This window comes from Alteromonas sp. RW2A1 (genome assembly GCF_001886475.1).
Taxonomy (GTDB): Bacteria; Pseudomonadota; Gammaproteobacteria; order Enterobacterales; family Alteromonadaceae; genus Alteromonas; species Alteromonas hispanica.
Genome location: NZ_CP018031.1, coordinates 2,370,221 through 2,396,052, shown reverse-complemented (window position 1 = coordinate 2,396,052; position 25,832 = coordinate 2,370,221). Strand labels below are relative to the sequence as shown.

Annotated in this window: 20 protein-coding genes and 1 other RNA gene; 13 read left to right on the top strand and 8 right to left on the bottom strand. The window is 44.8% G+C overall.

The genetic code is table 11. The features are described from left to right. Positions 1-23: 23 nt before the first annotated feature. On the bottom strand, positions 24-2,330 hold the full coding sequence (locus tag BM528_RS10730; protein ID WP_071979800.1) for a YgiQ family radical SAM protein: 2,307 nt from the start codon (positions 2,328-2,330) through the stop codon (positions 24-26). A gap of 169 nt (positions 2,331-2,499) precedes the next feature. Between BM528_RS10730 and BM528_RS10725 the strand changes: the two genes are divergently transcribed. Further along, entirely contained in the window at positions 2,500-2,970 is a 471-nt protein-coding gene (locus BM528_RS10725) for an EVE domain-containing protein (protein WP_071981268.1), read from the top strand. A 14-nt stretch (positions 2,971-2,984) separates the two neighbouring features. On the opposite strand, the gene BM528_RS10720 is transcribed toward BM528_RS10725, so the two are convergent. Continuing rightward, complete coding sequence (locus tag BM528_RS10720; RefSeq protein ID WP_232230471.1) at positions 2,985-3,467, bottom strand: hypothetical protein; 483 nt, start codon at positions 3,465-3,467, stop codon at positions 2,985-2,987. Between the two features lie 155 nt (positions 3,468-3,622). Between BM528_RS10720 and BM528_RS10715 the strand changes: the two genes are divergently transcribed. The 9 genes from BM528_RS10715 to BM528_RS10675 all read left to right on the top strand — a co-directional run bounded on the left by BM528_RS10715 (position 3,623) and on the right by BM528_RS10675 (position 15,900). Beyond that, positions 3,623-5,983, top strand: coding sequence for a TonB-dependent receptor (locus BM528_RS10715; protein WP_071979799.1), 2,361 nt, complete (start codon positions 3,623-3,625; stop codon positions 5,981-5,983). A gap of 19 nt (positions 5,984-6,002) precedes the next feature. After that, the gene (locus BM528_RS10710) at positions 6,003-8,156 is read left to right on the top strand and encodes an FAD-dependent oxidoreductase (RefSeq protein WP_071979798.1); all 2,154 of its coding nucleotides are present in this window, start codon (positions 6,003-6,005) and stop codon (positions 8,154-8,156) included. Positions 8,157-8,203: 47 nt separating this feature from the next. After that, positions 8,204-9,118, top strand: a complete 915-nt coding sequence (locus BM528_RS10705) for a DUF547 domain-containing protein (protein WP_232230470.1) — start codon at positions 8,204-8,206, stop codon at positions 9,116-9,118. Between the two features lie 119 nt (positions 9,119-9,237). After that, positions 9,238-10,362 (top strand): ABC transporter substrate-binding protein, encoded by a 1,125-nt coding sequence (locus tag BM528_RS10700; RefSeq protein WP_232230469.1) that lies wholly within the window; start codon positions 9,238-9,240, stop codon positions 10,360-10,362. Beyond that, positions 10,362-12,152 (top strand): ABC transporter permease, encoded by a 1,791-nt coding sequence (locus BM528_RS10695; RefSeq protein WP_071979796.1) that lies wholly within the window; start codon positions 10,362-10,364, stop codon positions 12,150-12,152. Before BM528_RS10700 ends, BM528_RS10695 begins: the two co-directional genes overlap by 1 nt. Continuing rightward, positions 12,153-12,791 carry an ATP-binding cassette domain-containing protein gene (locus BM528_RS10690; RefSeq protein WP_442855883.1) on the top strand — a complete coding sequence of 213 codons (639 nt, stop codon included), beginning with the start codon at positions 12,153-12,155 and terminating at the stop codon, positions 12,789-12,791. After that, a complete protein-coding gene (locus BM528_RS10685; RefSeq protein ID WP_071979795.1) occupies positions 12,785-13,420 on the top strand; it encodes a CDP-alcohol phosphatidyltransferase family protein in 636 nt (211 codons plus the stop codon). The genes BM528_RS10690 and BM528_RS10685 overlap by 7 nt, the downstream gene beginning before the upstream one ends. A gap of 44 nt (positions 13,421-13,464) precedes the next feature. Next, positions 13,465-14,286, top strand: a complete 822-nt coding sequence (locus BM528_RS10680; RefSeq protein ID WP_071979794.1) for a sterol desaturase family protein — start codon at positions 13,465-13,467, stop codon at positions 14,284-14,286. A gap of 141 nt (positions 14,287-14,427) precedes the next feature. Next, positions 14,428-15,900 carry a sensor domain-containing diguanylate cyclase gene (locus tag BM528_RS10675; RefSeq protein ID WP_156844049.1) on the top strand — a complete coding sequence of 491 codons (1,473 nt, stop codon included), beginning with the start codon at positions 14,428-14,430 and terminating at the stop codon, positions 15,898-15,900. Between the two features lie 23 nt (positions 15,901-15,923). On the opposite strand, the gene BM528_RS10670 is transcribed toward BM528_RS10675, so the two are convergent. The 3 genes from BM528_RS10670 to ssrA all read right to left on the bottom strand — a co-directional run bounded on the left by BM528_RS10670 (position 15,924) and on the right by ssrA (position 20,263). Next, on the bottom strand, positions 15,924-18,125 hold the full coding sequence (locus BM528_RS10670) for a TonB-dependent receptor (RefSeq protein WP_071979793.1): 2,202 nt from the start codon (positions 18,123-18,125) through the stop codon (positions 15,924-15,926). A 138-nt stretch (positions 18,126-18,263) separates the two neighbouring features. Continuing rightward, positions 18,264-19,457, bottom strand: a complete 1,194-nt coding sequence (locus BM528_RS10665; protein WP_071979792.1) for an MFS transporter — start codon at positions 19,455-19,457, stop codon at positions 18,264-18,266. A 449-nt stretch (positions 19,458-19,906) separates the two neighbouring features. After that, positions 19,907-20,263: a transfer-messenger RNA gene (gene ssrA / locus BM528_RS10660) on the bottom strand. 131 nt (positions 20,264-20,394) lie between these two features. Here ssrA and BM528_RS10655 point away from each other — a divergent pair. Then, positions 20,395-21,633: an NADH:flavin oxidoreductase/NADH oxidase family protein gene (locus BM528_RS10655; protein ID WP_071979791.1), complete on the top strand. Its 1,239-nt coding sequence runs from the start codon at positions 20,395-20,397 to the stop codon at positions 21,631-21,633. A gap of 23 nt (positions 21,634-21,656) precedes the next feature. On the opposite strand, the gene smpB is transcribed toward BM528_RS10655, so the two are convergent. Continuing rightward, entirely contained in the window at positions 21,657-22,136 is a 480-nt protein-coding gene (smpB, locus tag BM528_RS10650; protein ID WP_071979790.1) for an SsrA-binding protein SmpB, read from the bottom strand. Positions 22,137-22,343: 207 nt separating this feature from the next. Here smpB and BM528_RS10645 point away from each other — a divergent pair, with 207 nt between their 5' ends. Then, positions 22,344-22,775, top strand: coding sequence for a type II toxin-antitoxin system RatA family toxin (locus BM528_RS10645; protein ID WP_071979789.1), 432 nt, complete (start codon positions 22,344-22,346; stop codon positions 22,773-22,775). Next, positions 22,772-23,116, top strand: a complete 345-nt coding sequence (locus BM528_RS10640) for an RnfH family protein (protein WP_071979788.1) — start codon at positions 22,772-22,774, stop codon at positions 23,114-23,116. Before BM528_RS10645 ends, BM528_RS10640 begins: the two co-directional genes overlap by 4 nt. A gap of 5 nt (positions 23,117-23,121) precedes the next feature. Here the strand turns inward: BM528_RS10640 and BM528_RS10635 are convergent, their stop codons facing one another. Together BM528_RS10635 and BM528_RS10630 are read right to left on the bottom strand one after the other, a co-directional pair. Beyond that, complete coding sequence (locus tag BM528_RS10635) at positions 23,122-23,601, bottom strand: MarR family winged helix-turn-helix transcriptional regulator (protein WP_071979787.1); 480 nt, start codon at positions 23,599-23,601, stop codon at positions 23,122-23,124. Positions 23,602-23,642: 41 nt separating this feature from the next. Next, positions 23,643-25,610 (bottom strand): BCCT family transporter, encoded by a 1,968-nt coding sequence (locus BM528_RS10630; protein ID WP_198033552.1) that lies wholly within the window; start codon positions 25,608-25,610, stop codon positions 23,643-23,645. Between the last annotated feature and the right edge of the window lie 222 nt (positions 25,611-25,832).

The window sequence follows — 25,832 nt, the reverse complement described above, 5'->3', positions numbered from 1 at the left end:
ATTCGCTTGTTAAGAGCAATTCACTACGCTTTGACGAAGGTGCAGTTAACGTTTGCTGGTTGCTGACGCTGACCGCGAGACTTTGGTGGTCTGTTACCTGATGCCTTTCCTGCGTTACTTTTTGTAGTATCGCCGCTGCTTTTGCCTTGGCTATTCACACGGTTAGACTTTTTGCCATTAGATTCGCGCTGGAATGACGGGGGCAAACCTGTGTGTTTAGTTAACGCACGCTCTCCGCGACGGCCTTTTTGGGCTTTCTGGCGTTTTTCGTTGGCGCTCTCAGGTGGCACAAGGTGCTGTGGCCCTCTACCAATCAAATCCTCTCTACCCATTTTGACTAGCGCTTGGCGAATTTGAGCAAAGTTCTTAGGGTCGTGATAACGCAGCATAGCCTTGTGCAGGCGGCGGTGAATCTCACCTTTTGCTGATGGCACCTCTTCGCTGTCTTTCGTCACTTTGCGCAGAGAATTTACCTCTGTGTGATACATGGTTGTTGCAGTAGCCATGGGTGACGGGTAAAAGTTTTGCACTTGATCTAGCTTAAATTTATTTTCTTTAAGCCATATTGCAAGACTAAGCATGTCTTCGTCGGTAGTACCCGGGTGCGAGGCAATAAAATACGGAATTAAGTACTGTTTTTTGCCTGCTTCTTCAGAGTACTTGTCAAAAAGCGCTTTAAACCTGTCGTATGTGCCCATGCCCGGCTTCATCATTTTGGACAAAGGGCCTTCTTCGGTATGCTCAGGAGCAATTTTTAGATAGCCACCTACATGGTGTAAGGCCAGCTCTTTAATGTACTCAGGATCTTCAATGGCTAAGTCGTAACGAACACCTGAAGCAATAAGTATTTTCTTAATGCCCGGTAAATTACGCGCCCGACGATATAAATCGATAGTGGGTTTGTGATCGGTATCCATATGGGCACAAATACTCGGGTACACGCAAGAGGGGCGACGACAGGTTGCCTCAGCTTTAGGGCTTTTACAGCGCAGACGATACATGTTGGCGGTGGGGCCACCTAAATCGGATATCACACCGGTAAAGCCTGGAACGGTATCGCGAATCTGCTCTATTTCTCGAATGATGGAGTCTTCTGAGCGACTTTGTATAATTCGGCCTTCGTGCTCGGTGATAGAGCAAAAAGTGCAGCCGCCGTAACAGCCACGCATAATGTTAATACTAAAACGTATCATGTCGTAGGCAGGAATTTTCGCATCGCCGTATGCAGGGTGAGGAACTCGTTGATAGGGCAAATCGAAAACCGCATCCATCTCCTCAGTTTCAAGAGGCATTGCGGGTGGGTTTATCCAAATGTGTCTGTCGCCGTGTCGCTGCATGAGCGCACGAGCACAACCAGGGTTAGTTTCTTGGTGAAGAATACGGGATGTATGCGCATACAACGTTTTGTTATCTTTTACTGTTTCATATGCCGGTAGTTTTACGTACACATTTTCCCAAGGTTTGCGCTTTTCCTTTTCCTTTTGCGGCGGCTGAATAACAATCGGTGATGCATCGGGCGCTTCACTGCTTTTACTGTCCTTCTCCTGTGAATCGCATTCTGGCTCCATTATGTAGGGGCTTGGAATTGGGTCTATTTTTCCCGGGCGATCAAGTGAGGTGGAGTCGACGCCTTGCCATTCTGGTAACGCCTCTTTAACGATAATAGCGGTACCGCGAATATCGCGCATGTCTGCAATACTCTCTCCAGCCGCTAAACGGTGAGTAACCTCAACAAGCGGGCGCTCAGCATTTCCAAAGAAAAGCATGTCGGCTTTTGAGTCAAAAAGCACAGAGCGACGTACTTTTTCACTCCAGTAATCATAATGAGCAATTCGACGTAAGCTTGCTTCAATACCACCAGCGATAACTGGTACGCCTTTAAACGCTTCTCTACAGCGCTGTGCATATACGGTTACCGCTCTGTCGGGGCGCTTACCGCCAACATTGCCGGGTGTGTAAGCATCGTCGTGGCGTAGCTTTTTATCTGAGGTGTAGCGGTTGATCATGGAATCCATGTTGCCCGCAGTGACACCGAAATACAGATTGGGCTTGCCCAACTTCATAAAGTCGTCTTTGCTCTTCCAATCTGGCTGGGCAATGATCCCTACGCGAAATCCGTGGGCTTCTAAAACACGCCCAATAACAGCCATACCAAAGCTTGGGTGATCAACATAAGCATCGCCGGTTACTAATATAACGTCACAGCTGTCCCATCCTAGTGCGTCCATCTCTTCTCTCGACATAGGAAGAAACGGCGCTGTACCAAGACAGTGGGGCCAGTATTTAGGGTAGGAAAACAGACTGCGGTCGGCTTTAATGGTGGCTTGCATAATGATCACATTTTGAATAAACAGAATTTGCCTGAAAAGCGCTTAGGCAAATTTTCAGAATTGAGCGGCGATTATAGCAGTGTTGGGGCATGGGCGGTATAGCGCTGTCATTAAATAAGCGAGCTTTGTATACTCAACTTCATAGTTCCATAGCAATGAGATGTTCACCATGGCCTTCTGGTTATTTAAAACCGAACCCGACGCATTTTCCATTAGTGATTTAGCCCGCCGACCTCAGCAAACTGAGCCTTGGGACGGCGTGAGAAACTTTCAAGCAAGAAACTTTTTACGTGACGGCGTAAAGCGAGGAGATAAGGTATTCATATACCATTCAAGCTGCAAATCTGTAGGCATTGCTGGCGTTGCTGAAGTGGTAAAAGAGGGCTATCCAGACGTTAGTCAGTTTAACCCTGAATCTCCGTATTACGATGCTAAGTCAACATTGGAAAACCCTAAATGGTTTTGTGTTGACGTAAAATATGTTGAGGCTTTCGACAAGGTTTTGTCGCTAGCGAAGATAAAAGCTATGCCTGATATCACTGAAATTGCGTTGGTTAAAAAAGGTGGGCGGCTTTCAATTATGCCAGTTACAGAACAAGAGTGGCAGCACCTTTACCGAGCTGCCACAGCTCAATCTTAAAATTAAACCCTCGATCAAGACGCCTGAGTTTTTCCGAGGGTAAATTTAGTGTCTGCATCACGCAATAAATAAAGTGCAAAGCATGCTCCCCACATTGGCCAAGCAGCGAAGAAAAGCAGGTGATTGAACGCGTCAATGTACTGTGGAAACGACGATAACGTAGAGCCGCCGTGGAGTAGAAAAATAAGTCCGTACGTGTAGCGTTTTGCTAAACCAAAAACAAAGGCAAAAACAAGGACTAACTGAAAAGCTCCCATGATATATACTGCAAGCTCCGGCACGCCACCTATGCCGTAAAATTTTTCGAATATCGCCATGCCATGGGCAGGATTCAAAAATTTATCCAAGGTCCACACAAACATTACGATAAACACGGTAATACGCAGGGATAGCAGTACCCAAGGCAGTCGAGTAGCAATAACATCGCCAGCGGTTGAGGTAGAGGCTGTTGAGGCAGACGCGGTTGAGATAGAGGGAGTAACGCTAGATTGACCCATTGATGGTCTCCAAGGATAAAATTAAAAGTATGGCTAATGAAGAACGGTATTTGTTGGTAAATATTTCAAAACTAATAAAAAAGAAAATGCGCTCTGAAATTTTTTTAATATCGTATCGGTCTTGTCACATAATATAAAAACATCGGAAAACAGACATGAAAATTGTAGTAAACCTCGCCATGAGTGCCCTCGCTTTAGCCGTTAGTCAGGGCGTATATGGGCAACAATCTCAAGAACAAGATATGCAAGAAAAAGACATAGAGGTTGTAGAGGTTAAAGGAAACGCATCGTTAATAGGCAATTTAAATCCCGGCGATAATCAGCTAAAAGGTATTTTTGGTGCTGGCATGTCTGTGGCTGACACCCCTCGCTCTGTAACCTCTTTGTCTAGTGAGGCACTAGAAACATTTAATATTGATGATTTACACGACATTGTAAAAGCTGCGCCTAATGCCTATGCATCCAGTGGCTTTGGTACGCCAAGTTTGCCAAGTATTAGAGGCCAGTTAGGTGAGCTTTTTCAAGATGGTATTCGTCGTCAGGCAGGGAACAATGGTTTTGGCCTGCCGCTGTCATTTAATGGCGTAGAGCAAGTAGACGTGGTGAAAGGTCCATCGCCGGTATTGTTTGGCAGTACGCAGCGCAATGGCGGATTTGTTAATTTACAAACCAAGGTGGCATCTACCGACGAAACAAGAGGTAAGGCTACCGTGCGTGCTGGTCGCTGGGATCAATATTCTGCGCAGCTAGACGTAAGCACTGCCATTGACGAGGGCGTTAGCGGTATTCGCGTGAGTGCAGAGTATTTAGACCACGGTAGTTTTTACGATTTTGCCGAACGCGACAGTGTTAATTTGTTTATTGCCTACCGATATACACCAAGTGATGCCTTAACGTGGGATATAAGCGCGGAATATTACGACACAGACTATCCAGACAATGCTGGTATAAATAGGCCTACACAAGCGCTTATCGACGAAGGGCTTTATATTACAGGGCAGGGTACACAGCCTAACGGCAGCACAGTGCCTGGAGCTGGAGCCGTTATTTCACCAACCGGCGAAGTAGTGATCCCTCGCAACAGAGTATTTACCAACCCAAACGACATTAACGGTGCAAAAACTACAGTTATTCGAAGTGGTCTTGAATATCAATACGCCGAAAATATCGCTATTAGAAATCTGTCGTATTACCAATATCTTGAGCGTGAAGAAATTGCTCAAAATAGTTTTGTAGAAATCATTGATGGTGCAGATACTTTTGAAAACAGAACTGAAGTTGACGTAGCTTGGTCCGATACGCAAACCACTACGTTTGGCCTGGCAATTCGATACAACGATGTGCTCGGTTACAGCCAGTTTACCACCGAAGCCGACAACCCAATTGATTTAACTGGGCCTATTTCTAACCGTGTTATTCCCCTTACCGATGAACAAAAAGCAAGACTGGTTCAATTGCGCCCCGGGCTATTTGTTTCTCCCGGTGCACAATACGATGTAGACGGTGACGGGGCTGGTGATTTTAATTTATCTGATACCACCGACTCGACGACATGGCAAACCGGTTTGGCGGTTCAGCAGCAGTCTACATGGACCGACAAGCTCACCACTATTGCAGGTTTGCGCTTAGACTACTACGACGTTGAAGCCCGAGACCCATTGGCTCCACAGGGTGTTGATGCTGCCTCAGATACTTACAGCGATACCTTAACCAGCTATCAATTTAGCGCTGTGTATAAACTAACAAACGCAATAAATACCTATGGCGCGTTTTCGCAAAACGACGCCACGTCTAACAGCATGGCTGGCGGTACGGTACTTGGTGGCAACAATCAAATAGATCCACAAAATTTTGCAACAGAAAATACGTTGTACGAAATAGGTTTGAAGTATGCGCCAAGCGAGGCATGGTATGCCGAGGCTTCTGTGTTTGATCAAACCCGCAGCTTGCGCAACCGGGACGGGAGCAACAGCGGCGTTAAAACCAAGGGTGCGGAATTACAAGTGTTCTATCAGTTAGATGATGTTTGGGTAAATGCAGCTTACAGCTATCTAGATGCAAGGTTTGATAACTCGGCCGCGTTTCAGGGCACAGCACAGGTCATTGATGCCTTTGATAACAGCCGTCCAGATATTATCAACGGCACAGGCGTTGGCTCTCCCTCATTTGCAGCTTTCGCACCATCAGATAGTCGGGTGCAGGGAATCCCCCCACAAATGGTGTCGCTGAATGCAGGCTGGCAGGTTAATGACAAACTTGCCGTTGGCGCTAGCGCACTTTATACAAAATCGTTTCCACTCGATTTTTTGCAAACCGTTAAAATTCGAGATCAATACACCCTCGATCTGAATGCAGATTATCAAATTAACGAGCAGCTGAGATTACGTGCCGATGTAATTAACATTACCGACCAAGAGAATTGGCAGCCACTGTTCGAAGGCGGCTTCTTTGGCGCAACACTCGTGATGCCAAATGTACCCCGTCACGTTCAGTTCACCATGCAATATGCGTTTTAAGTGCAAATAAGGAATTACGATGTTTAAGAAAATTGCGCTGCTTGCGCTTATGGCTGCGGCTGCTTATGGTTTTTTCTATTTCGATTTGAACACGTACTTAACGCTTGAGGGAATGAAAGGGTCGTTAGATACGTTTAAAACACAAATAGCAGAAAACCCAGTGCTCAGCATTGCTATTTTCTTTGCTGTGTACGTAGCGGTAACGGCACTTTCGTTACCGGGAGCCGCTATTCTTACGCTGGCTGCCGGAGCACTTTTTGGGTTGTTTCAGGGGCTTATTATTGTCTCGTTTGCGTCAAGCATTGGTGCAACGCTAGCCTTTCTCGTAGCCCGTTTTGTGCTTCGTGACACGGTGCGAAATAAGTTTAAAGATAAGCTCAAGAAAATTGATGAAGGCGTTGAAAAGCAAGGGGCTTTTTATCTATTTACCCTAAGGTTAGTACCGGTATTTCCTTTTTTCCTGATTAACTTATTGATGGGGCTAACCGCATTAAAAACGTGGACATTCTACTGGGTCAGTCAGGTAGGGATGCTTGCTGGCACTGTTGTATATGTTAACGCTGGTACCCAGCTTGCACAAATTGATAGCCTTTCCGGAATTTTATCGCCTGGGCTACTTTTATCTTTTGTTTTGCTTGGCGTCTTCCCTTGGATTGCCAAAGGTATTGTTGCTGTTGTAAATAGACGCCGCGTCTATAAAGGCTACACCAAACCTACTAGCTTCGATCGAAATCTTGTGGTGATTGGAGCTGGCGCTGGTGGTCTGGTAACCAGCTATATTGCCGCGGCAGTGAAAGCCAAAGTAACCCTTGTCGAAGCCGGTGAAATGGGAGGAGACTGCCTCAATTACGGTTGTGTCCCAAGTAAAGCCATAATAAAAACTGCGAAAGTGGCCCACCAAATGCGCAATGCAGATAATTACGGACTAGATAGCGTTACACCCACCATGTCGTTTAAACGCGTGATTAAGCGGGTACATGAAATCATAGCCACAATCGCCCCGAACGACAGTGTTGAACGTTACACTAATTTAGGTGTAGACGTAGTAAAGGGCTATGCCACTATCATCGACCCGTGGACGGTAGAAATAAAAACCAATGACGGTGAAACACAGCGTCTCACGACAAAGACGATTGTTGTTGCCACTGGGGCCCGACCTTTTGTTCCGCCACTGCCGGGTATTGAAGAAAGTGGTTACGTTACCTCAGACACCCTTTGGACAAAATTTGCTGACCTAGATGAAGCCCCCAAAAGGTTAATCGTCCTTGGCGGAGGGCCCATTGGCTGTGAGTTATCACAGGCGTTTGCCCGTTTGGGAAGCCGCGTGACTCAGGTTGAAAAGGCACCTAGTTTAATGGGGCGCGAAGATAGCGATGTGGCCGAATATGTCGAGTCTGTGTTGAAAGACAGCGATGTCAATGTATTAACTGAGCATGATGCGTTGCGTTTTGAAAAGCGCGGTGTAGAAAAAGTGTTAGTTGTTGCCAAAAATGGTACCGAAATAGACATCGCTTATGACGAAGTAGTTATTGCAGTGGGACGCAAAGCGAGACTTAACGGCTTCGGTTTAGAAAATCTAGGCATACAGTTTGATAAAACCATAGACACCGATGAGTACCTACAAACGCTAATGCCCAACATTTTTGCAGCGGGGGACGTCGTTGGTCCATACCAGTTCACCCACGTGGCGGCTCATCAGGCGTGGTATGCCGCGGTAAATGCTTTATTCGGCACATTTAAAAAGTTTAAAGTTGACTATAGCGTGATCCCTTGGACCACCTTTGTCGACCCCGAAGTAGCCCGAGTAGGGCTAAGTGAAAGGGACGCCAGTGAGCAAGATATTGATGTAGAGGTAACCCGCTACGAGTTTGCTGAGTTAGACAGAGCGGTAACAGAGAGCTCGCGCAAAGGGTTTATTAAAGTACTAACACCGCCGGGTAAAGATAAAATACTGGGCGTCACCATAGTATCTGAACACGCGGGTGATTTATTGGCAGAGTTCGTTATTGCTATGAAGCACGATTTAGGGCTTAACAAAATCTTGGGCACTATTCATACGTATCCAACATGGGCTGAAGGAGCAAAGTATGCAGCGGGTAACTGGAAAAGAGCGAATGCGCCAGAAAAGCTGCTTAGCTATGTTGAAAAATTCCATACTTGGCGCAGAGGTTAATACCCGTTTCTACATTTTTTGCGGCTAATAAAACCATGGTGAATAAAATGAAGAGTTTATTAATGAGTGCGTTTATTTCACGAGGTTGCGGCAATGTGTATGTTGCGGCCTTAATTAACGCGAGAAACAGCGTTTTGCGTTTAGGGTGCAAGTTGCTATATAAGTTACTAAATAAGTTACTAATTGGTATTCTCGCCGTTACTTCAGTACAGGCATTGGCCGACAGTAAATTGCACGATAAATATAATTCGTTGCTCAACAAGCATGTTGTCACTATAAACGACGGCGCCAGTACTCAAGTTAACTATGAAGGTTTTAAGCGCGATCAGAAAGCACTGAGCGATTATCTTAATCAGCTCGCTGCCGTGCCGCCTAAAACCTTTGGCAGTTGGGATGAGAATACTCAGCTTGCCTTTCTAATCAACGCGTACAACGCCTACACCATAAACCTGATCCTTACTGAGTACCCGTCTCTTGACTCTATTCGCGACCTAGGTGGTTTCTTTTCTTCCCCTTGGAAAAAAGACATAGCCCCGCTTTTAGGCAAGTCGCGCTCTTTAGATGATATAGAGCACAACCTTATCCGGGGTGACAATAAATACAGCGAGCCACGAATTCACTTTGCAGTAAATTGCGCAAGTGTCGGTTGCCCAGCACTTCGGGAAGAGGCATATATTGGCGAGCAACTTGATAAACAACTTGAAGATCAAACCAAACGTTTTCTGGGTGACAGCACGAGAAACAGTATGAAAGACAATACCCTTTACCTGTCGAAAATTTTCACTTGGTACGAAGGCGATTTCGAAAAAAATTGGAAAGGAACATCAACGGTAAAAGAGTTTATTGTTTTATATCGTGAAGCAATGTCTTTAAATCAGTCGCAAGTTGACGCTATAACTAGCGGTGAAGTAGAAGTGGACTATCTTGATTACAACTGGTCACTGAACGATGTTAAACCTTAAATAAATAGGTAAGAGAGTGTATTAGTGACTTTTGCAGTGAATATACAATCAATATGCGCATAAAAACGTGCCTTTACGCTTTAGCGGTATTTATAGGTATTTTTACCAGTAGATATGCCATGTCAGAGGCAGTAGTGCGACTGCACGCATGGGGAGGTAGTGCACAGGTAAACAGCTATTTGCAATGGGTAGCTCAACAAGTTGAAAGCAAATACGATATTCGGTTGCAGCACGTGAAGTTGGCAGATACCAGTGATGCCGTTTCTCGGGTACTTGCTGAAAAAGCGGCGGGAAATAACACTAATGGCAGTGTTGATTTAATTTGGATTAATGGCGAGAACTTTGCGGCCATGAAAAAGCACGGCCTGCTTGTTCAAAATTGGGTAAACGATATCGATAATTTCGCCCTCACCAATCCAGAAGATAACCCTGCGATGATAACTGACTTTGGCGAGCCAACCGAGGGAATGGAGGCTCCGTGGGGCAAGGCGTCGATGGTGTTTTATTATCGTAAGACGCACCTTGAAAAGCTCAATTTCACTGTTCCGAAGAATATTCATGAGCTGATGCAGTTCGCTCAACAAGCCCCAGGACGCTTCACCTATCCGGTACCCACAGATTACTTGGGTATAAGTTTTGTTAAGTATGTTGCTATTGCACTAAACCAAGCGCAAAGCGAACTCTTTTATGCGCCGGTAACGCCATCGGCTCTGAGCCAAATTACCCCCGCATTATGGCAGTACCTCGATCAGTTACACCCTAACTTATGGCAAAAGGGGGAATATTTTGTGCGCCAAGCGTCGAAGCTGCAAAGAATGGTTGGCAGCGGCGAGTTATCGTTAGCGTTTTCATTTACTGCGGCTGAAATTCCAAGTGCCGTAGAACGATTCGACTTGCCATTAGATATCCGCACCTATTCAATGTCGGACGGAAGTTTGGCCAATGTTCATTTTATTGGGTTAACGTTTAATTCTGCCAACAAAGCAGAGGCAAAAGCTGTGGTCAATTTTCTTTTGTCGCCAGAAGCTCAGGCAAAAAAGCAGCGCGTGCAGGTGTGGGGCGATGACACAGTATTAGCGATGTCTAAGCTCTCGCAAGCAGAACAGGCACTGTTTAGTACTACGCAATCGCACCCCTCCGCATTGGATAAAACCCAATCTACTTTGCTCTTTGCAGAGCCGCATACCAGCTGGACAGATGCCCTTAGACAGGCCTGGGAAGAACGATATGGTGCGCGTTACTGATGATAGGTTATGGCAATTACTTTTATCGTGTAACAATACTAGCAAGGTGGTTGCTACTGATATTGTTAACCGTGCCGGTACTGGCCGGGGTAGTAGGTGTGGTATTGCCCGCATTTGGGTATTTTCCCGCCATTGGTGCCAATGCAGTAAGTATGGATGTGTTTGCACAATTGTTTGCGCTCAATGATGCAGCAGAAATGATCGCGCTGTCTTTAATTACTGGGGTGGCATCTACGCTTATTGCATGCTTGTGCGCGTTTAGCCTGTTAGCGGTATTTTATCGCACAAGAGTATTGTCTTGGTTGCAGGGGTTATTTAGTCCGTTTTTGGTGCTACCACATGCTGCGGCGGCCATTTCACTTCTGTTTTTACTCAGTCCATCTGGCTTTTTCGCTCGGCTCTTTACCTTTGATTCTGATGCAATTCCCTCTTCAAGTCAGTCGTATTTTCTCTTTGATGAACTGGGCTTAGGGATTGTACTGGCTTTGATAGTAAAGGAAGTGCCATTTATATTGCTTATGGCGCTTAGCGTTATGTCTCAGCCGCTAATGAAAGAAAAAATAAACGGGTATTTCAATGTGGGTGTTTCACTTGGCTACTCGTCAATATCTGTCTTTTTTAAACTGATTTTACCCGTGCTGTACCCGCAAATTCGACTTCCACTGCTTGCTGTTTTAGTTTTTGCCGTATCAAACGTAGAAATTCCTTTAATACTTGGCCCTAATAACCCAAGTACGTTGGCGGTAGCTGTACTGCATTGGTTCAATCACATCGATTTATCTATGCGCTTGATGGCTTCTGCCGCGGCAGTTGTGCAGGTGGGCGTTGCAGCCGTTGCTATTGGGTTAGTAATACTTATCGAGAACATCTTAGCCTGGTTAGGTGAGCGCAGTTGGCTTTCGGGAAAGCGAACCTTTGGCGATGATGGGCTAAAACTACTTTCGTTATTCGTTGTTGCTGGCTATGCCGTGCTTGTTGCGGGCACGCTTTTTAATTTGGTGTTGTTTTCTGTTGCACAACACTGGCCTTTCCCCCAAGTGCTTCCCTCTGGGTTTACGGTACTTCACTGGCAAAGTGTTCTTGAAGCGGCGTTAGAACCTATCATTAATACTTTAATACTAGGAGGCATGGTAAGCTTGACTGCATTGGTGTTAGTGCTACTAGCATTAGAAAATGAGGTGCTTGGTTCTTTTAATCGAGCTCCTGATAAAGCACATTCCTACCAATCAAACGCTGGAGCGCTGTTGAATATTGCCTTATTTCTGCCTTTACTTGTACCCGGTGTGGCGTTTTTGTATGGGTTAGTGTGGTTTCAACAAATTGCGCTTAAAAATGCCGTGTGGTTTCACGTCTACATTGCACATATCGTTTACGTCATGCCTTATGTGTTCTTATCGCTGGCTATAGCCTATCGTAAGCTAGATAGCCGCTACGCAATGGTGGCGCAGAGCCTTGGTAAGTCGCCTATACGCGTTTTTTTATCTATTAAATTGCCGCTGTTGGCTGGACCAATAATGGTGGCATTTGCCTTGGGGTTAGCCATTAGCTTTAGTCAATATTTACCGACATTACTTGCTACCGGCGGCGCTATATCCACAGTGACTACTGAGGCTGTTGCAGCAGCATCGGGTAGCAGTATGCGGCTTAGTGCTGCCTATGTCATTATTCAAGCTGTATTGCCACTTGTCGGATTTTTACTCGCATGGTGGTTGCCCGGTGTGCTTTTCACGCCTCGGAAAGTACAAATCAATAATAAAACCACTTCACCGCAACCATTTAGGGGGTCTTAATTGGCACTTCATCTAAAGCAGCTCAATATTTTTAAAGACGGCTCGCTTATGCTTTCTCTTGACGCAACTGTTAATAAAGGGGAAGTGTTATCGGTGATGGGCCCAAGTGGTTCGGGCAAGTCGACGCTGCTTCAAGCCATTGCCGGTCACCTTGCTACACCATTTTCCATGACAGGAAAGATACTGATAGATAATCAATCTATAGACGATAAGCCGCCTCATTTAAGAGGTATCGGCATTATGTTTCAAGATGCGCTTTTGTTTGAACATATGACGGTAGAACAAAACATTATTTTTGCTATGCCTAAGACCAAAAGATATTCGGTAAGTAAGAAGCGGGAGTCGGTATCGAACATGCTCGAGGCCGTAGGTTTAGAAGGGATGCAAAATAGAGCGGTAACGACACTCTCTGGCGGACAACAAGCCCGCATTTCTTTGTTGCGTTCGTTGGCTGCAGAGTCACGAGCGGTGTTGCTCGACGAGCCATTTAGCAAGCTTGATACCGCGCTGCGGGATCAAATTCGTACGTGGACGCTTGAGCAGCTGCGCTGTCGAGGAATTCCAGCACTATTAGTCACTCACGATAGTGACGACGCTGTAGCGGCTGGCGGACAAACCTTTGAGTTATTGCCATGCTAGACGCCAAAGTTACCCCATTCATAAAACCACTCCTTAAGCCTATTGTTCGAGCATTAGATAAACGCTGTATTACGCCAAATCACGTTACCGTAGCGGGTTTCTTGATAGGTTTATTAGCGGTGCCTTTAATAATTCTTAACTGGTGGATGGCTGCGCTGGCATGCATTATTGCAAATAGAATTTGTGATGGAATTGATGGCGAATTTGCTCGTTATCAGAAAAGCAGCAGTAGCGCGGGCGGGTATTTGGATATCTGTCTGGATTTTCTTTTTTATGCGGCGGTTCCCCTTGCTTTTGGTATTGCTAACACCGCAGAGTGGGGCATCCCTGCCATGGTGCTTATGGCTACATTCATTGGTACTGGCAGCAGCTTTTTAGCCTTCGCGGTAGCCGCAGAAAAGTTTCAAATTGAGCGCCCGCAATTTTCCAATAAAAGTTTCTACTACATGCAGGGGCTTACTGAGGGTACAGAAACTATTCTGGTTTTCCTTGCGTTTTGTATATGGCCACAGCATTTTGCTGTTATTGCGTATTGTTTTGCCGCTGCGTGTGCTGTCACCGTGGTGACAAGAGTAGCGGGTGGTTTTACGACTTTGCAAAACGAAGAACTTCGACAAAAAAATACATAGCGTATGAGACTAAATAATCTAACAAAATGTGAAGGCATACTTTGATGGAAAACGAATCAATCATCAGAGTTTCAGTGTTCTTGACTATTTTTGTTGTCATGGCCACGCTGGAAGCACTTCTCCCAGCGAGAAAAGCCGTGTTAGCGCGCAAAGAAAGGTGGGTTGGCAACCTAAGCATGGTTGTTCTCGGTGCAGTGGTTTCTCGTCTTCTAGTACCTGCCTCATTGGCCGGAATTTCGCTGTGGGCGAGTGCAAATAATGTTGGCCTTTTCAACATGGTCTCGGCAAACGAGAGTGCTGTTGCAGTGTTTGTCGCTGTAGCGACCAGCGTTGTGTTATTCGACATCATCATTTACTGGCAGCACAGGCTTTTTCATACCGTTCCTATACTGTGGAAAGTTCACAAGATGCATCATGCAGACAGTCATGTAGACACGACTACAGGGTTGCGATTTCACCCAATCGAAATTGTCATTAGCTTAGCAGTTAAAGCGGCAGCTGTAGCAATACTTGGGGCCCCGGTAATGGCAATCGTGATATTTGAAGTAGCACTAAACGGTTTTTCATTATTCAACCACGCTAACATTCGAATTCCTCAAAAATGGGATGACAAGTTGTCTTGGTTCATTATTACCCAGCGCCTGCATAGAATTCATCACAGTCAGGCAAAAGATGAATCTAACTCAAATTTTGGTTTTAGCGTTTCATGGTGGGACAAAATATTCAGAAGCTTTAAAGCGCGAGCCAGCGACAGTGATGAAAATCTGCTTATTGGGCAAAGTGATGTGCCGCCTACCAAAAAAAATGCCAGCGTGCTATCGCTGCTTTTACAGCCTTTTTCAAAAGCGCAGTCTGTAAACGAATAACTTCGCCTTTTTCGTGCACTGATCTTATTTGCCCAAGTTTCCGTTTTATAAAAAATTATCCACTTACTGGTTTGCTCTGCTAAAGTAATAGAGAAGACCATGGTTCCAAGTTAGCGTATTACTTACTAAAGGGCTTTCTATTTGCAGAGTATCAAAGGATTGGCATTGCTACAGCAACTGCCCACTGCACTTATGTACAAGCGTCGAGGTGAAGAGCACTTTCATTTAAATGACGCGTTTATAAAGTTGTTTGGTATAAGTAGCGAACAACTCAATGGTGTGCGCAACTTTTCTTTTTTTGACCCTATCAACAAATCACAGCTTACCGATACTCAGTGTCCCTTCGAAAAAATAGAGAAAGAGGCTTTTCCTACCGCCTGGGTAAGACTTCAAACTCCAGCTCGCTCATTGCATTGTTTTATTACTGGCAGTGTCATTGCCGATGCCGATGGCGATGGCGATGGCGAGTGGCTCATTATCAATGTAGAGAACAGTGCGCATTATGCAATGGCTGAGAGCGAGGAAGGAGCGCATGCTCAGCGTCATATTACTTTCAATCAGCTGCTGACCAAGTTTTCATCAAAGTTGATTAAGGCAAGTGCAGACGAACTAGACGTTATTATTGGCCAAAGTTTGGCTGCTTTTGGCGAATTTTGTGATGTAGACAGATGTTATTTATTTGAATTTAGTCAGGAACTTTCATTAATGTCGAACACCCATGAATGGGTTGCTGCCGGCGTTACACCTTACATCGATGACTTGCAGAATATGCCTACCAGTGACATGCCTTTTTTGATGGAACACATTACCGAGGGGATGTTTAAAGTCGACGATGTAAAAGACATCCCCGACTCTGCGATTGCAGAGAGAGAGGAGTTTCAAAAAGAGGGGATATGTTCAATTCTGTGCGTCCGAATAATGGTTGACGGTACAACATACGGTTTTATCGGTTGCGATATAATTGGAAGTCCTTATACCTGGTGTGCGTCAGACATAGAGTATCTCAAACGAATAGGCGATATGCTGGGCAATACTCTGCAAAATATTTACAACCGCAGGGCAATTCATGCCATGCAGCAAGAGTTGGTAGAGGCGAATAAGCAGTTACAGAAGCTTGCCAATATCGATGGATTAACGGGAATCGCTAACAGACGACTATTTAATACAACGCTAGAAAAGGACCTGTCGCAAAGCTGCCGAAGAAATGAATCATTATCGCTTCTTCTTATCGATGTGGATTTTTTCAAATTATACAACGATAACTATGGTCACGTTGCCGGAGACCATGTTTTACAACAGGTAGCCCTGACAATATCTGAAAGCTGTATTGGTACCGACGATTTAGTAGCGCGTTATGGAGGTGAGGAGTTCGCCATAATTCTGCCGGCCACCACCACTGACGAAGCAGAAGCTTTGGCAAAACGTATTCTCGACAATGTTAAGCGGCTTGGCATTGAACATGAGCGATCTCCCCACAATAAATTGCTCACCGTAAGTGTTGGTGTAGCCACTCAAGACTTACCGTGCGATGAAACCTGTTCCGATTTGGTCAATAAAGCAGACCAAGCGCTCTATCGCGCTAAATCAGCAGGTAGAAACTGCGTTAGTCAGTAACGCAGCTTCTAGCCCCTAGAAGGTTACCGACACTTTCTGTTAAAACTCATAGGATACCGTTGCACCAAACGTTCTAGGTTGGTTAGGGTAAGCGTTAAAACTGCCGCTTTGAATAGGGGGGGGAATGCAGATAAGAAATATTCATCGTTATTCAAGTTACGCACCCATATCTTCACGCTTACACCATTATCCATAGATAAGCCCGCGCTTGCGTTCAGTGTACCTACTTCTCGTGTTAACTCCGGCGGAACGTTTTCAACAATTTGCGCTTCACTTTCGTAAATATAGTCGGTACGGATGAAGCCATACATTCCTTCGCCAAGATCAACATTATAGGTTAACCCACCCACAAAGCTCCGCTCGTGAATACCGGCAGGCATCGTGCCAGATAAATCTACTGGGCCATCAACGCCGTTAGCACCTACGAAAGAGTCATAAACGGGGTCTAATATGGTTCCGCCAAACGATAGCACTAAGTTATCGGTTAAATTGAAACTTGAGTCGAATTCAATACCCTGCGTAGACTGTTCACCAGCGTTAGCTAGCACAAATCCGGTACCCACAAATATACTCGATTGAAAACCTTCGATAGTTTGGTCGAACAAAGTGATATTAAATGCGCCGCGTTTAAACCTGGCTTTTACACCTAGCTCGTAAACTGTCGATTCTTCTGGGCCTGCGTACCGTGTACCATAACTTTGATTTGCCCGTGTAAGGTTGGCAGTTTCAAGCGCGCTTTGATCGCTAGCAAAAGGGCGTGTATCTCGTGATAAATTCCATGAAGACGCTTTAAAGCCTGTTGCGGCAGTAGCGAAAATATTAAAGTTTTGGTTTACCTCGTAAGCTAATCTTACGCTCCACGTTGTTTTGCTATCGCTAGTATTGCCACTTTCAACTTCATTCGGAAAGACAAGTTGGGGAGGAAGAAACTGCACGCCTTTCAGTGTTGGTACAAACGGCTGTAAGTCTGGAATGAAAGACAAGGGCACACCAAATACAGTAGGGTCGGTGTCGAAATCAATAGCCGATAGTGTTTCATTATGAATTTGAGCTACAGATACGTCTTTTTCATCGTCGGTATAAGAAAAGCCAACGGTGGCGGTTAACCTATCGCTAAGGTCGTAATCTACAGTGGCAAAAAGACTAAACGCATCGTTTTCTTGCAAGAAATCGGTGGCCAGAAAGTTATTAGCTGCAAAGAACGCATTGCGAGGGAACGCATATAGATCTTCGGCGGTTTCAAGCAAGGGCTGCAAACCTAATAGGTTGAAGAAAGGTCGTGTTCCGTCTCCATAATAAAGCACATCGCCAGTGTCTACTTCTTCAGAAAAGTAAAAGCCCCCAATCATCCAGTCAAATTCATTATCACCGGTAGAGGTTAATCGAAACTCTTGCGTAAAGGTTTCAATGTCAGTCGCACCGGTTTCCGTCAGAATATCTAGCGACGTGTAATCAACATCAGAGTCGTAACTGCTGGTGTTTTTTCTAAACGCGGTAATAGAGGTTAAGGCAAATGAGTCGTAGTCGACATCAACTTGAACCGAAATGCCGCCATCCTCAACCGTGTTATTAGGATCTTGATTTAGAGCAGATTTAAATTCAAATTGGTCTTCAACGTCTAATACCGTTCCGCCCAGTGCTCTAACAGCGGCTGTAGTAGGGCCGTTTATAACATCGGCAACGGTACAGCAGCGTTCATCAATTTCGCTGTAATCGGCAATGAGTCTAATGCTGGTATCTTCGGTAGGTTGGTATAAAGCTTGACCGCGAATGTTCCAGCGATCCCGGTTGTTCATGTCGTCAAGCCCAACCACACTCTCGGTATAACCATCTCGTTTGTTTAAACCGCCAGAGACGCTAAAAGCAAGTTCTTCGGTAATGCTGTTGGTGTAGTAACCTTTAAGTAAACGCTGATTAAAATTACCAATACCTAGTTCTACTTTGGCCTGCTCAACAAACGATGGGCCCGCGGTTCTTACGCTTATTACACCCGCAGACGCGTTTTTACCAAACAAGGTGCTTTGCGGACCGCTTAATACTTCAACCTGTTGAAGGCGAGGTAAATCACCTATTTGAGCAGCTGCGCGGGAGCGATAGACGCCATCAATAAACACGCCTACTGAGGGTTCGATGCCGGTGTTGTTGCTACCGTTGCCAAAGCCTCTAATAGAAAAGTTGGTATTTGTAGAGCGCTGCAGTGGGGTAACGCGCAATGTAAACGTCATGTTATCATTTAGTTAAATAATATTGCTTCTTAGGTTTGGGTGATATTTGTACAATGAGCGAAAGAGTACGATAAAAACGCGCCACACATAGCCCTGGCGCGTTTTTACGTAGTTGGGAAACGAGTATACTGGAAAAAGTTACGAGGTGGCGGGTACAAGCGCCTTGTGCCGCATCTGTATGTAACTTAACGCCCACATGATAAATCCGCCGAAAAACAGCATGGCAGACGCATAGCCTGTTTGATTAAAACTTGCACCGCTGGCCAACATTGCTCCTCCAACCATAGGACCTATCGCGTTAGCCGTATTAAACGCACATTGAACAAGTGCCCCTATCATGGCATGACCTGTGGGTGAAACATCAAGCAGCATCGATTGAATAACTGCCGCTAGACCCACGCTTGCACCGAGTAAGAAAACTGTAATGTAAAGCCACCAAATATTGCTCGCTGCAAACACATACATAATAGATACACCAACGCTGCACATAAGTGCGATACCTGTAGTGGTGAGAGGTGACTTATCGGCCAGTTTGCTTATCAACCAATTGCCAATAGTGGTACCGATACCAAACATCATCATGGCTATAGATATAGTGACTTCAGGCGTTTGCGTGACGTTAATTATGGTATCGGCGAGGTAAGTGTAAATACAAAATACACCGCCAAAACCCACAAATATGATGCCTGATATTGACCACACTAATTTGTTTTTTAGCACCCCAAATTCTTCACGCAATTTCGACGGCTGGGTAACTGGACAGCTGGGTACTAAAAAGTAAATAAGTACGATAGTAAGAAGGGCAAGGGCAGCGACTATGCCCATACACACTCGCCAACTCATGTTCTGACCAATCAGTGTAGCCATGGGCACGCCGACAATAGTGGCTATAGTTAGGCCAGCAAATACCATTGACATATAACTTGCTCGTTTGCCCTCTGGCGCCATACTGGCTGCAACCAACAGCGCGGTGCCGAAATATGCACCATGGGGTAAACCCGATAAAACGCGATAAAAAACAAGCTCTGGCAGACTAGATGCGATAGCGCTCAAACCGTTGGCTACAAAAATCATAGCCACAAAAATAATGAGCGAAGTTCGCCTATTTGTTTTATTGGTTAGCAGCATAAACAGGGGCGCGCCTATTACTACTCCAATGGCATAGCCGCTTATAACATTACCGGCCATAGAAGGCGATACGCTATAGGTTTCAGCAATAAGGGGCAGCATCGACATAGATGAAAATTCTGTTAGCCCTAACACAAATGTGCCAAGTGCCATAACAAAAATGGGCCAAACTACCGCGCCTCGGTGAGATTGTGAAGCAGACATAAAAAACCTTATCAATTTGATGAAGCCATACTCCCTGGCGTCATCACCAAAAAATACGTTACGTAAAACCGTTTACTCAATAACAGCAAACACGATTAAAGCAACGTTGACGAAAATAACTGTTTGTAGGAGATACAGACATTTGAAACAAAGGAGGCCTAGATAATGAATAACCGGACGCTACGCTAGGCGCAAATATTGAACAATGTTCTATTATTTGAGCCATAACTATACGCTACATGTAGCCTAAAGTTCTATTGTTAACGCCACGGGAAGCTGAATTTTATCGATTATGGGTTAAAGTTTACCCAATGTTTGCGTTTCATTTACTTCATGCAACATTTCAACTGCTGTAATCGGCATTAGATGTGCTTAATTGATTGAATTCAGTGCATGTGAATTGAAAGCTTAAAATGCAAAAAGCCCCTAAAAAGGGGCTTTTTGCGAATTGGTGGAGCTGGCGGGATTTGAACCCGCGTCCAGAAAATGTCTACCTTTGGTACTACATGCTTAGTTTGTCTTTTCTTTAACTACTTTAGACCCCGACAAACAGGGTTCCTGGTAGCTGTCCTAATACTATTTCGCGGTTCAACCTTAGGAAAGTTTCCCTCGCTAGTTTGCTTATATGACCTTCCAAACCCACGCTAGCAAACTAAGCTGTGGTGGAAGGGCCTATACCGGTTATTAAGCGGCTAGTGCGTAGTTTTCGTCGTTTGCGACTATTTAAAGCGGCTTTTTTAAGAGGCCAGCCGCACCTCTGCATGCACCTCCGGCTTCCTAGATCCTGTCGAATCCTAATCAGCCCCGAGTGTGATTGCAGAGTATAACATAACTAGAATGAGGTTAAACGCTTCTTTTATAAAATCGCTTTCAAAAGATGCATTTATAATCGATAAGCTTTAATATGCCAGTCTAATAATCTTCATTTGTGTTGTGCATGCCTTCAAACTCAATTCTATATTCACCTTATACATTGCCCTGCGGTAAAACAGTTAGAAATAGACTGGTTAAAGCGGCAATGGAAGAAAATATGTCGAGCTATGGTTGTCTTCCGGGGGAATCGCTGTTTTCTCTTTACCGCTATTGGGCTCACGGCGACTTGGGAATGGTCATAACCGGCAATGTTATGGTAGACAAAGAAGCCATGACCGGCCCTGGTGGCGTAGTATTAGAAAAAGATACGCCCTTAGCACCGTTTGAGAGATGGGCAAAGATTATAAAGTCCAATGGTGCCCTGGCTGTTATGCAAATTAATCATCCTGGGCGACAAGTATTTAAAGCAATGCAGGGCAAAGCAATTGCTCCATCTGCTATTCCTTTAGATATGGGTAAGCATTCCAAGCTTTTTGCCGAGCCTAGAGAAATGACGTGCCAAGATATCCACGACGTATGCAAGCGCTTCGTTGAAACCGCAAAACAAGCTGAAAAAGCTGGCTTCGATGGGGTTGAGGTGCATGCGGCGCACGGCTATTTACTTACTCAGTTTCTTTCACCGCTCACAAATCAACGACAAGACGAGTGGGGTGGGTCTATTATTAACCGTGCTCGTCTGCTTATTAATATAGTGAGCCAAATTAGAGCGGTGTGCGCCAAAGACTTTATTGTGATGGTGAAGCTTAATTCAGCAGATTTCCAAAAAAATGGATTTTCTTTCGATGATGCCAGCGAAGTGGTAAACCGATTAGAAGCGCTGGGTGTGGATGTTGTTGAGCTATCAGGGGGCAGTTACGAAGCTCCCGCTATGCAGGGACAAACAAAAGACAATACAACACTCGCGCGAGAGGCCTATTTTTTAGAGTTTGCCAAAACCCTTGAAAGCCAAACTCAGATTCCTTTGATGACAACAGGTGGTATTAAGCGAGCGGAAATTGCCGAACGAGTTATTCAAGAAGGATGTGAGCTTGTTGGGTTGGCCAGTGCGTTAGCTATCACGCCCAATTTGGCGAAAAAGTGGCAGCAAGAGTGGACTTACTCTGGCGTTATTCCACACTGTACGTGGAAAGATAAATCATTAGCAAGCTTGGCTAATATGGCTATTGTTAGGCGTCAATTGCGCCGGCTGGGTAACGATTTAACCACGTTAAGAAGTCCGTCACCGTTGTGGAGCTTAGTGTTAGATTTAGTACATCGCAAGAAAATGACTAAGCGAGATGTGGCTTATAGAAGTGAAAAGTAACTGATGAAATGAAAAACACAGCGTTAAACGCTGTGTTTCATCATTCTTTCTTTCTGGCGCTGCCAATCTTTGTCTTTCAATGAGTCGCGCTTATCGTGAGCATGTTTACCTTTCGCAAGGTGAATCTCTAATTTTACCCAGCACTTTTTCCAGTACATAGATGTAGCGACAATAGAGTACCCCTGCCTATCTCTCGCGCCCATTAAGCGATCTATTTCTCGTTTGTTCAGCAACAGCTTACGCGCTCTTTCAGGCGCAGCAATAACGTGGGTAGACGCTTGGCTTAGTGGACTTATTCTACACCCAACAAGATATGCCTCTGCATTTTGAATAATGATGTAGGCATCGGTAATATTCACCTTACCAGCGCGTATACTCTTTATCTCCCATCCCTGAAGCTCTAAGCCGGCTTCAAATTTGTCCTCTAAAAAGTAGTCGTGACGCGCTTTTTTGTTCTGCGCGATATTTCCGGTGGTATTTTTGTTTGCTTTATTCTTTTTCATGAGCGCTATTATACTGATAGTGTGAATAAATGTCTTTAAATGTGTCGCACAAATTTGCGCTTGGTGCGTTTTAGATTTCAACGCTACAAACAATGAATACGAACAAAATTATAAGTAAGACTTAATGGGAAATGTGATTTGGGATCTAAAAAGATAGAAAATAACTGTGATATAATTTTTAAATTAATCATAGTGTCAGATAAATAAATGCCAAGTATTCACCGAAGCGCGCTGGTAGCACATAGCGCAGAAGCCATGTTTGAACTTGTGAATGACGTTGAATCTTATCCAGCGTTTTTACCAGGTTGTGCAGACAGCAAAATTCTAAACAGTGACGAACAAGCCATGAGCGCGTCGTTGCTGGTATCAAAAGCGGGTATTAAACAGTGGTTCACCACTGAAAACACCTTGTTTCCTAATGAGCGTATTGAAATGCGGCTGGTAGATGGACCATTTCGCTCACTCTCCGGCGGTTGGACGTTTTCTGCGCTTTCGGATGAGGCGTGTAAGATCGAATTGAATCTACAGTTTGAGTTTGCCAACAAGCTAGCAGAGATGGCGTTTGGAAAAGTGTTTAATAGTTTAGCCTCTAGCATGGTTTCAGCGTTTACCGAGCGAGCAAGGACTGTTTACGCATGAGCAACTCGCTAATCACTATAGAAGTTGCTTACGCACTACCTACTAAGCAATCGTTAGTCAGTATTGCGATAGACAAAGATGCAACAGTGGAGGAGGCAATTCACGCCTCTAACATCCTAAATGAATACCCTGATATTGATTTAACAAAAACCAAAGTAGGAGTGTGGAGCCGCGTTGTTAGGCTAAAAGACACCTTAATAGATGGCGATAGAATTGAAATTTACAGACCGTTAATTGCCGACCCGAAAGAAATTAGAAAACGACGTGCAGAAAAAGCTAAGGAAGAGGGAAGAGCGGACAAAATTACCGGCGGTAAACCCAACCCTCTCAAAGCAAAGTAACGCTGTTACAAGGTTTTATCTGAAATGCTTCCCAATTCAAGAAATGGTGAAGCATCAATGTTTTCAGCATCCATCATGGTTGCTATGCGTTGCATAGTGGCTACCATCTGGCTTTGTTCCCACTCTTTTAGCTGAGAGAAGCGCTCAACGAAATGCTCTTGCAGAGGACGTGGTGCGTCTTTTACCGCCTCTTTGCCACGCTCGGTAAGAAACACGCCCACTTTGCGCTTATCTTTGGTGCTTCTAATTCTTGTAGCAAGGTCTCGAGATTCAAGTCTGTCTAAGATATTTGTGATTGTTGCAGGGCTCAAATTGATATTTTCTGCAATCTCGCGAACCATAATGCCAGGCCGCTCTTCAATATTTTGCATAACAAGCAGTTGTGGACCTGTTAGGCCCACGTGCTTGCTAAGTTGTTTGCTGCGCAAGTCCACGGCGCGGATAACGCGCCGCAGTGCAACAAGCAATTCTTCTTCTTTTCGCATATTTTTTCCAACAAATGCGTAACGTTAGCGAATAGCTTCGGTTACTTAAGCAAATGAATAAAGTGCTGGTGTTTGTGATAATGGTCGATCACGTCATTAATTACAGACAGCTTCGACCAACCCATAATATCGTAGTTCTGACCGCCTTCACTAAGGTGAACTTCCGCGCGATAATACGTTTGTTGTGCCTTACCGTCTACTTCTTCTTCTGACGGTGCAAACTCAGGCTGTTCTGTAGATGTGGGATAAACCGCATAAATAAAGTCTGGGTCAGTACCCATAGTCACTCTAAGAATAAGTGCTTCATCGGTATCTTCCAAACTTACATCAAAATGCTGTTCTTTGAACTCTTTACCAACTTCGTCCAATGCAGGTTTCGCAACTTTACGAAGGAAACGGCGAACAGCCTCTTCATCAGGAAACGTAACGATATTTTCTAAACGCTCTTTCCAGTTTTTATCACCGTCGCTGTGTTGCGGTGTTCCGGCGAGAACTTGCAAACTTTCTCGCTTGTATCCTTCAACTCGAAGCGCTTTTAGTAACCCAAACATCGCAATAAGAAGCACAATAGCAAAAGGCAGTGCTGCAGCAATAGTCATGGTTTGAAGCGCACCAAGACCGCCAGCGTAGAGCAGTACCGCACTTACTACACCAACGCCGACAGCCCAATAGATACGTTGCCAAATAGGCGTGTCGTTACGGCCGTGAGAGCAAAGCATATCAACAACCATTGCGCCGGAGTCGCAAGAGGTGACGAAGAACACAATTACCATGAGTACGGCAATAAAGTTAAGCACACCAGAGAACGGGAATTGCTCTAAGAACACAAACAGTGCAACAGCACTATCTTCGTTCACCATAGTCGCCAGTACTTCCTGGCCTTGCGACATAACTTGGTCTATTGCGCTGTTACCAAACACGGTCATCCAAAACAGAGTGAATACCGAAGGGATAAGAAGTACACCTAAGATGAATTCTCGAATTGTTCTACCGTAAGAAATTCGGGCAATAAATAGTCCCACAAACGGAGCCCATGCTAGCCACCAGCCCCAATAGAAAATAGTCCAACCACCAATCCAGTCGGTTTTGTCATAGGCAAACAAATTAAATGTATTTCTTACAATGTCTGCAAGATAAGCGCCGGTGTTTTGCATGAAGGCTTGTAGCAAGAACACGGTCGGCCCAAGGATAAGCACTATCAATAACAGCGCTATCGCTAAAACCATGTTGGTTTCTGACAGTCTGCGAATTCCTTTATCGAGACCGGTTGTAACGGATATAACAGCTAAGCCAACTACACCCGCCATAATGGCAATTTGAACACCTGTATTCGAGGGAAGACCAAACAGATAGTTAAAACCAGCATTTACCTGCGAAGCACCTAAGCCTAGAGAAGTCGATACACCGAACACTGTCGATGTAACAGCAAAGATATCTACAATGTGACCGGGCCAGCCGTGAATCTTGTCGCCAATTATTGGGTATAATGCAGAACGAAGAGTAAGTGGTAAATTTTGTCTGTACGCAAAGTAGCCTAGGATCAAAGCAACAATGGCATAAATAGCCCAAGCGTGAATGCCCCAATGGAAGAAAGTCATTTTCATCGACTCTCTCACCGCATCTATTGTGCCTGGATCTGCTGTTGGCGGCGCAAGATAGTGCATGAGAGGCTCTGCAACACCAAAGAACATTAGACCTATGCCCATACCCGCGGCGAATAACATACTCAGCCACGTTGGGAATCCAAACTCAGGCACAGCATGGTCTGGGCCTAGTTTTATTTCTCCGTAGCGTGACATACCTAGATAAACCACAAAGATAACGATAACAGCTACCGCAAAAACGTAAAACCAACTGCCGTTGGACACGATCAGCGCTTGAGTCGCTTGGAATACTGTATCTGCAAGAGAAGGCGCCAATGCCGCGAATGCTAAGAGGCAAAGTATTATCGCAGACGATGAATAGAACACCGCTTTGTTTAAGGGAGATTTGTTTTCTTCTTTAATCACGCAGAATAAATCCTTCCACATCTAATTTAATTATAATTAATACTGACAAATATACCGCAAAGCGCACTTTTTATAAACATGTGTTTAAATAATTAGCTTTGAATGCACTATGCTTCCTCGTCTTCACTTTACACTTTCTGTTTATCCGCAATAGTCTGCTGAAAGCCGTATTTTATTAGCCATTAGTTTATATTTGCCGTGTTTTTGCGTGAAACTTAATCG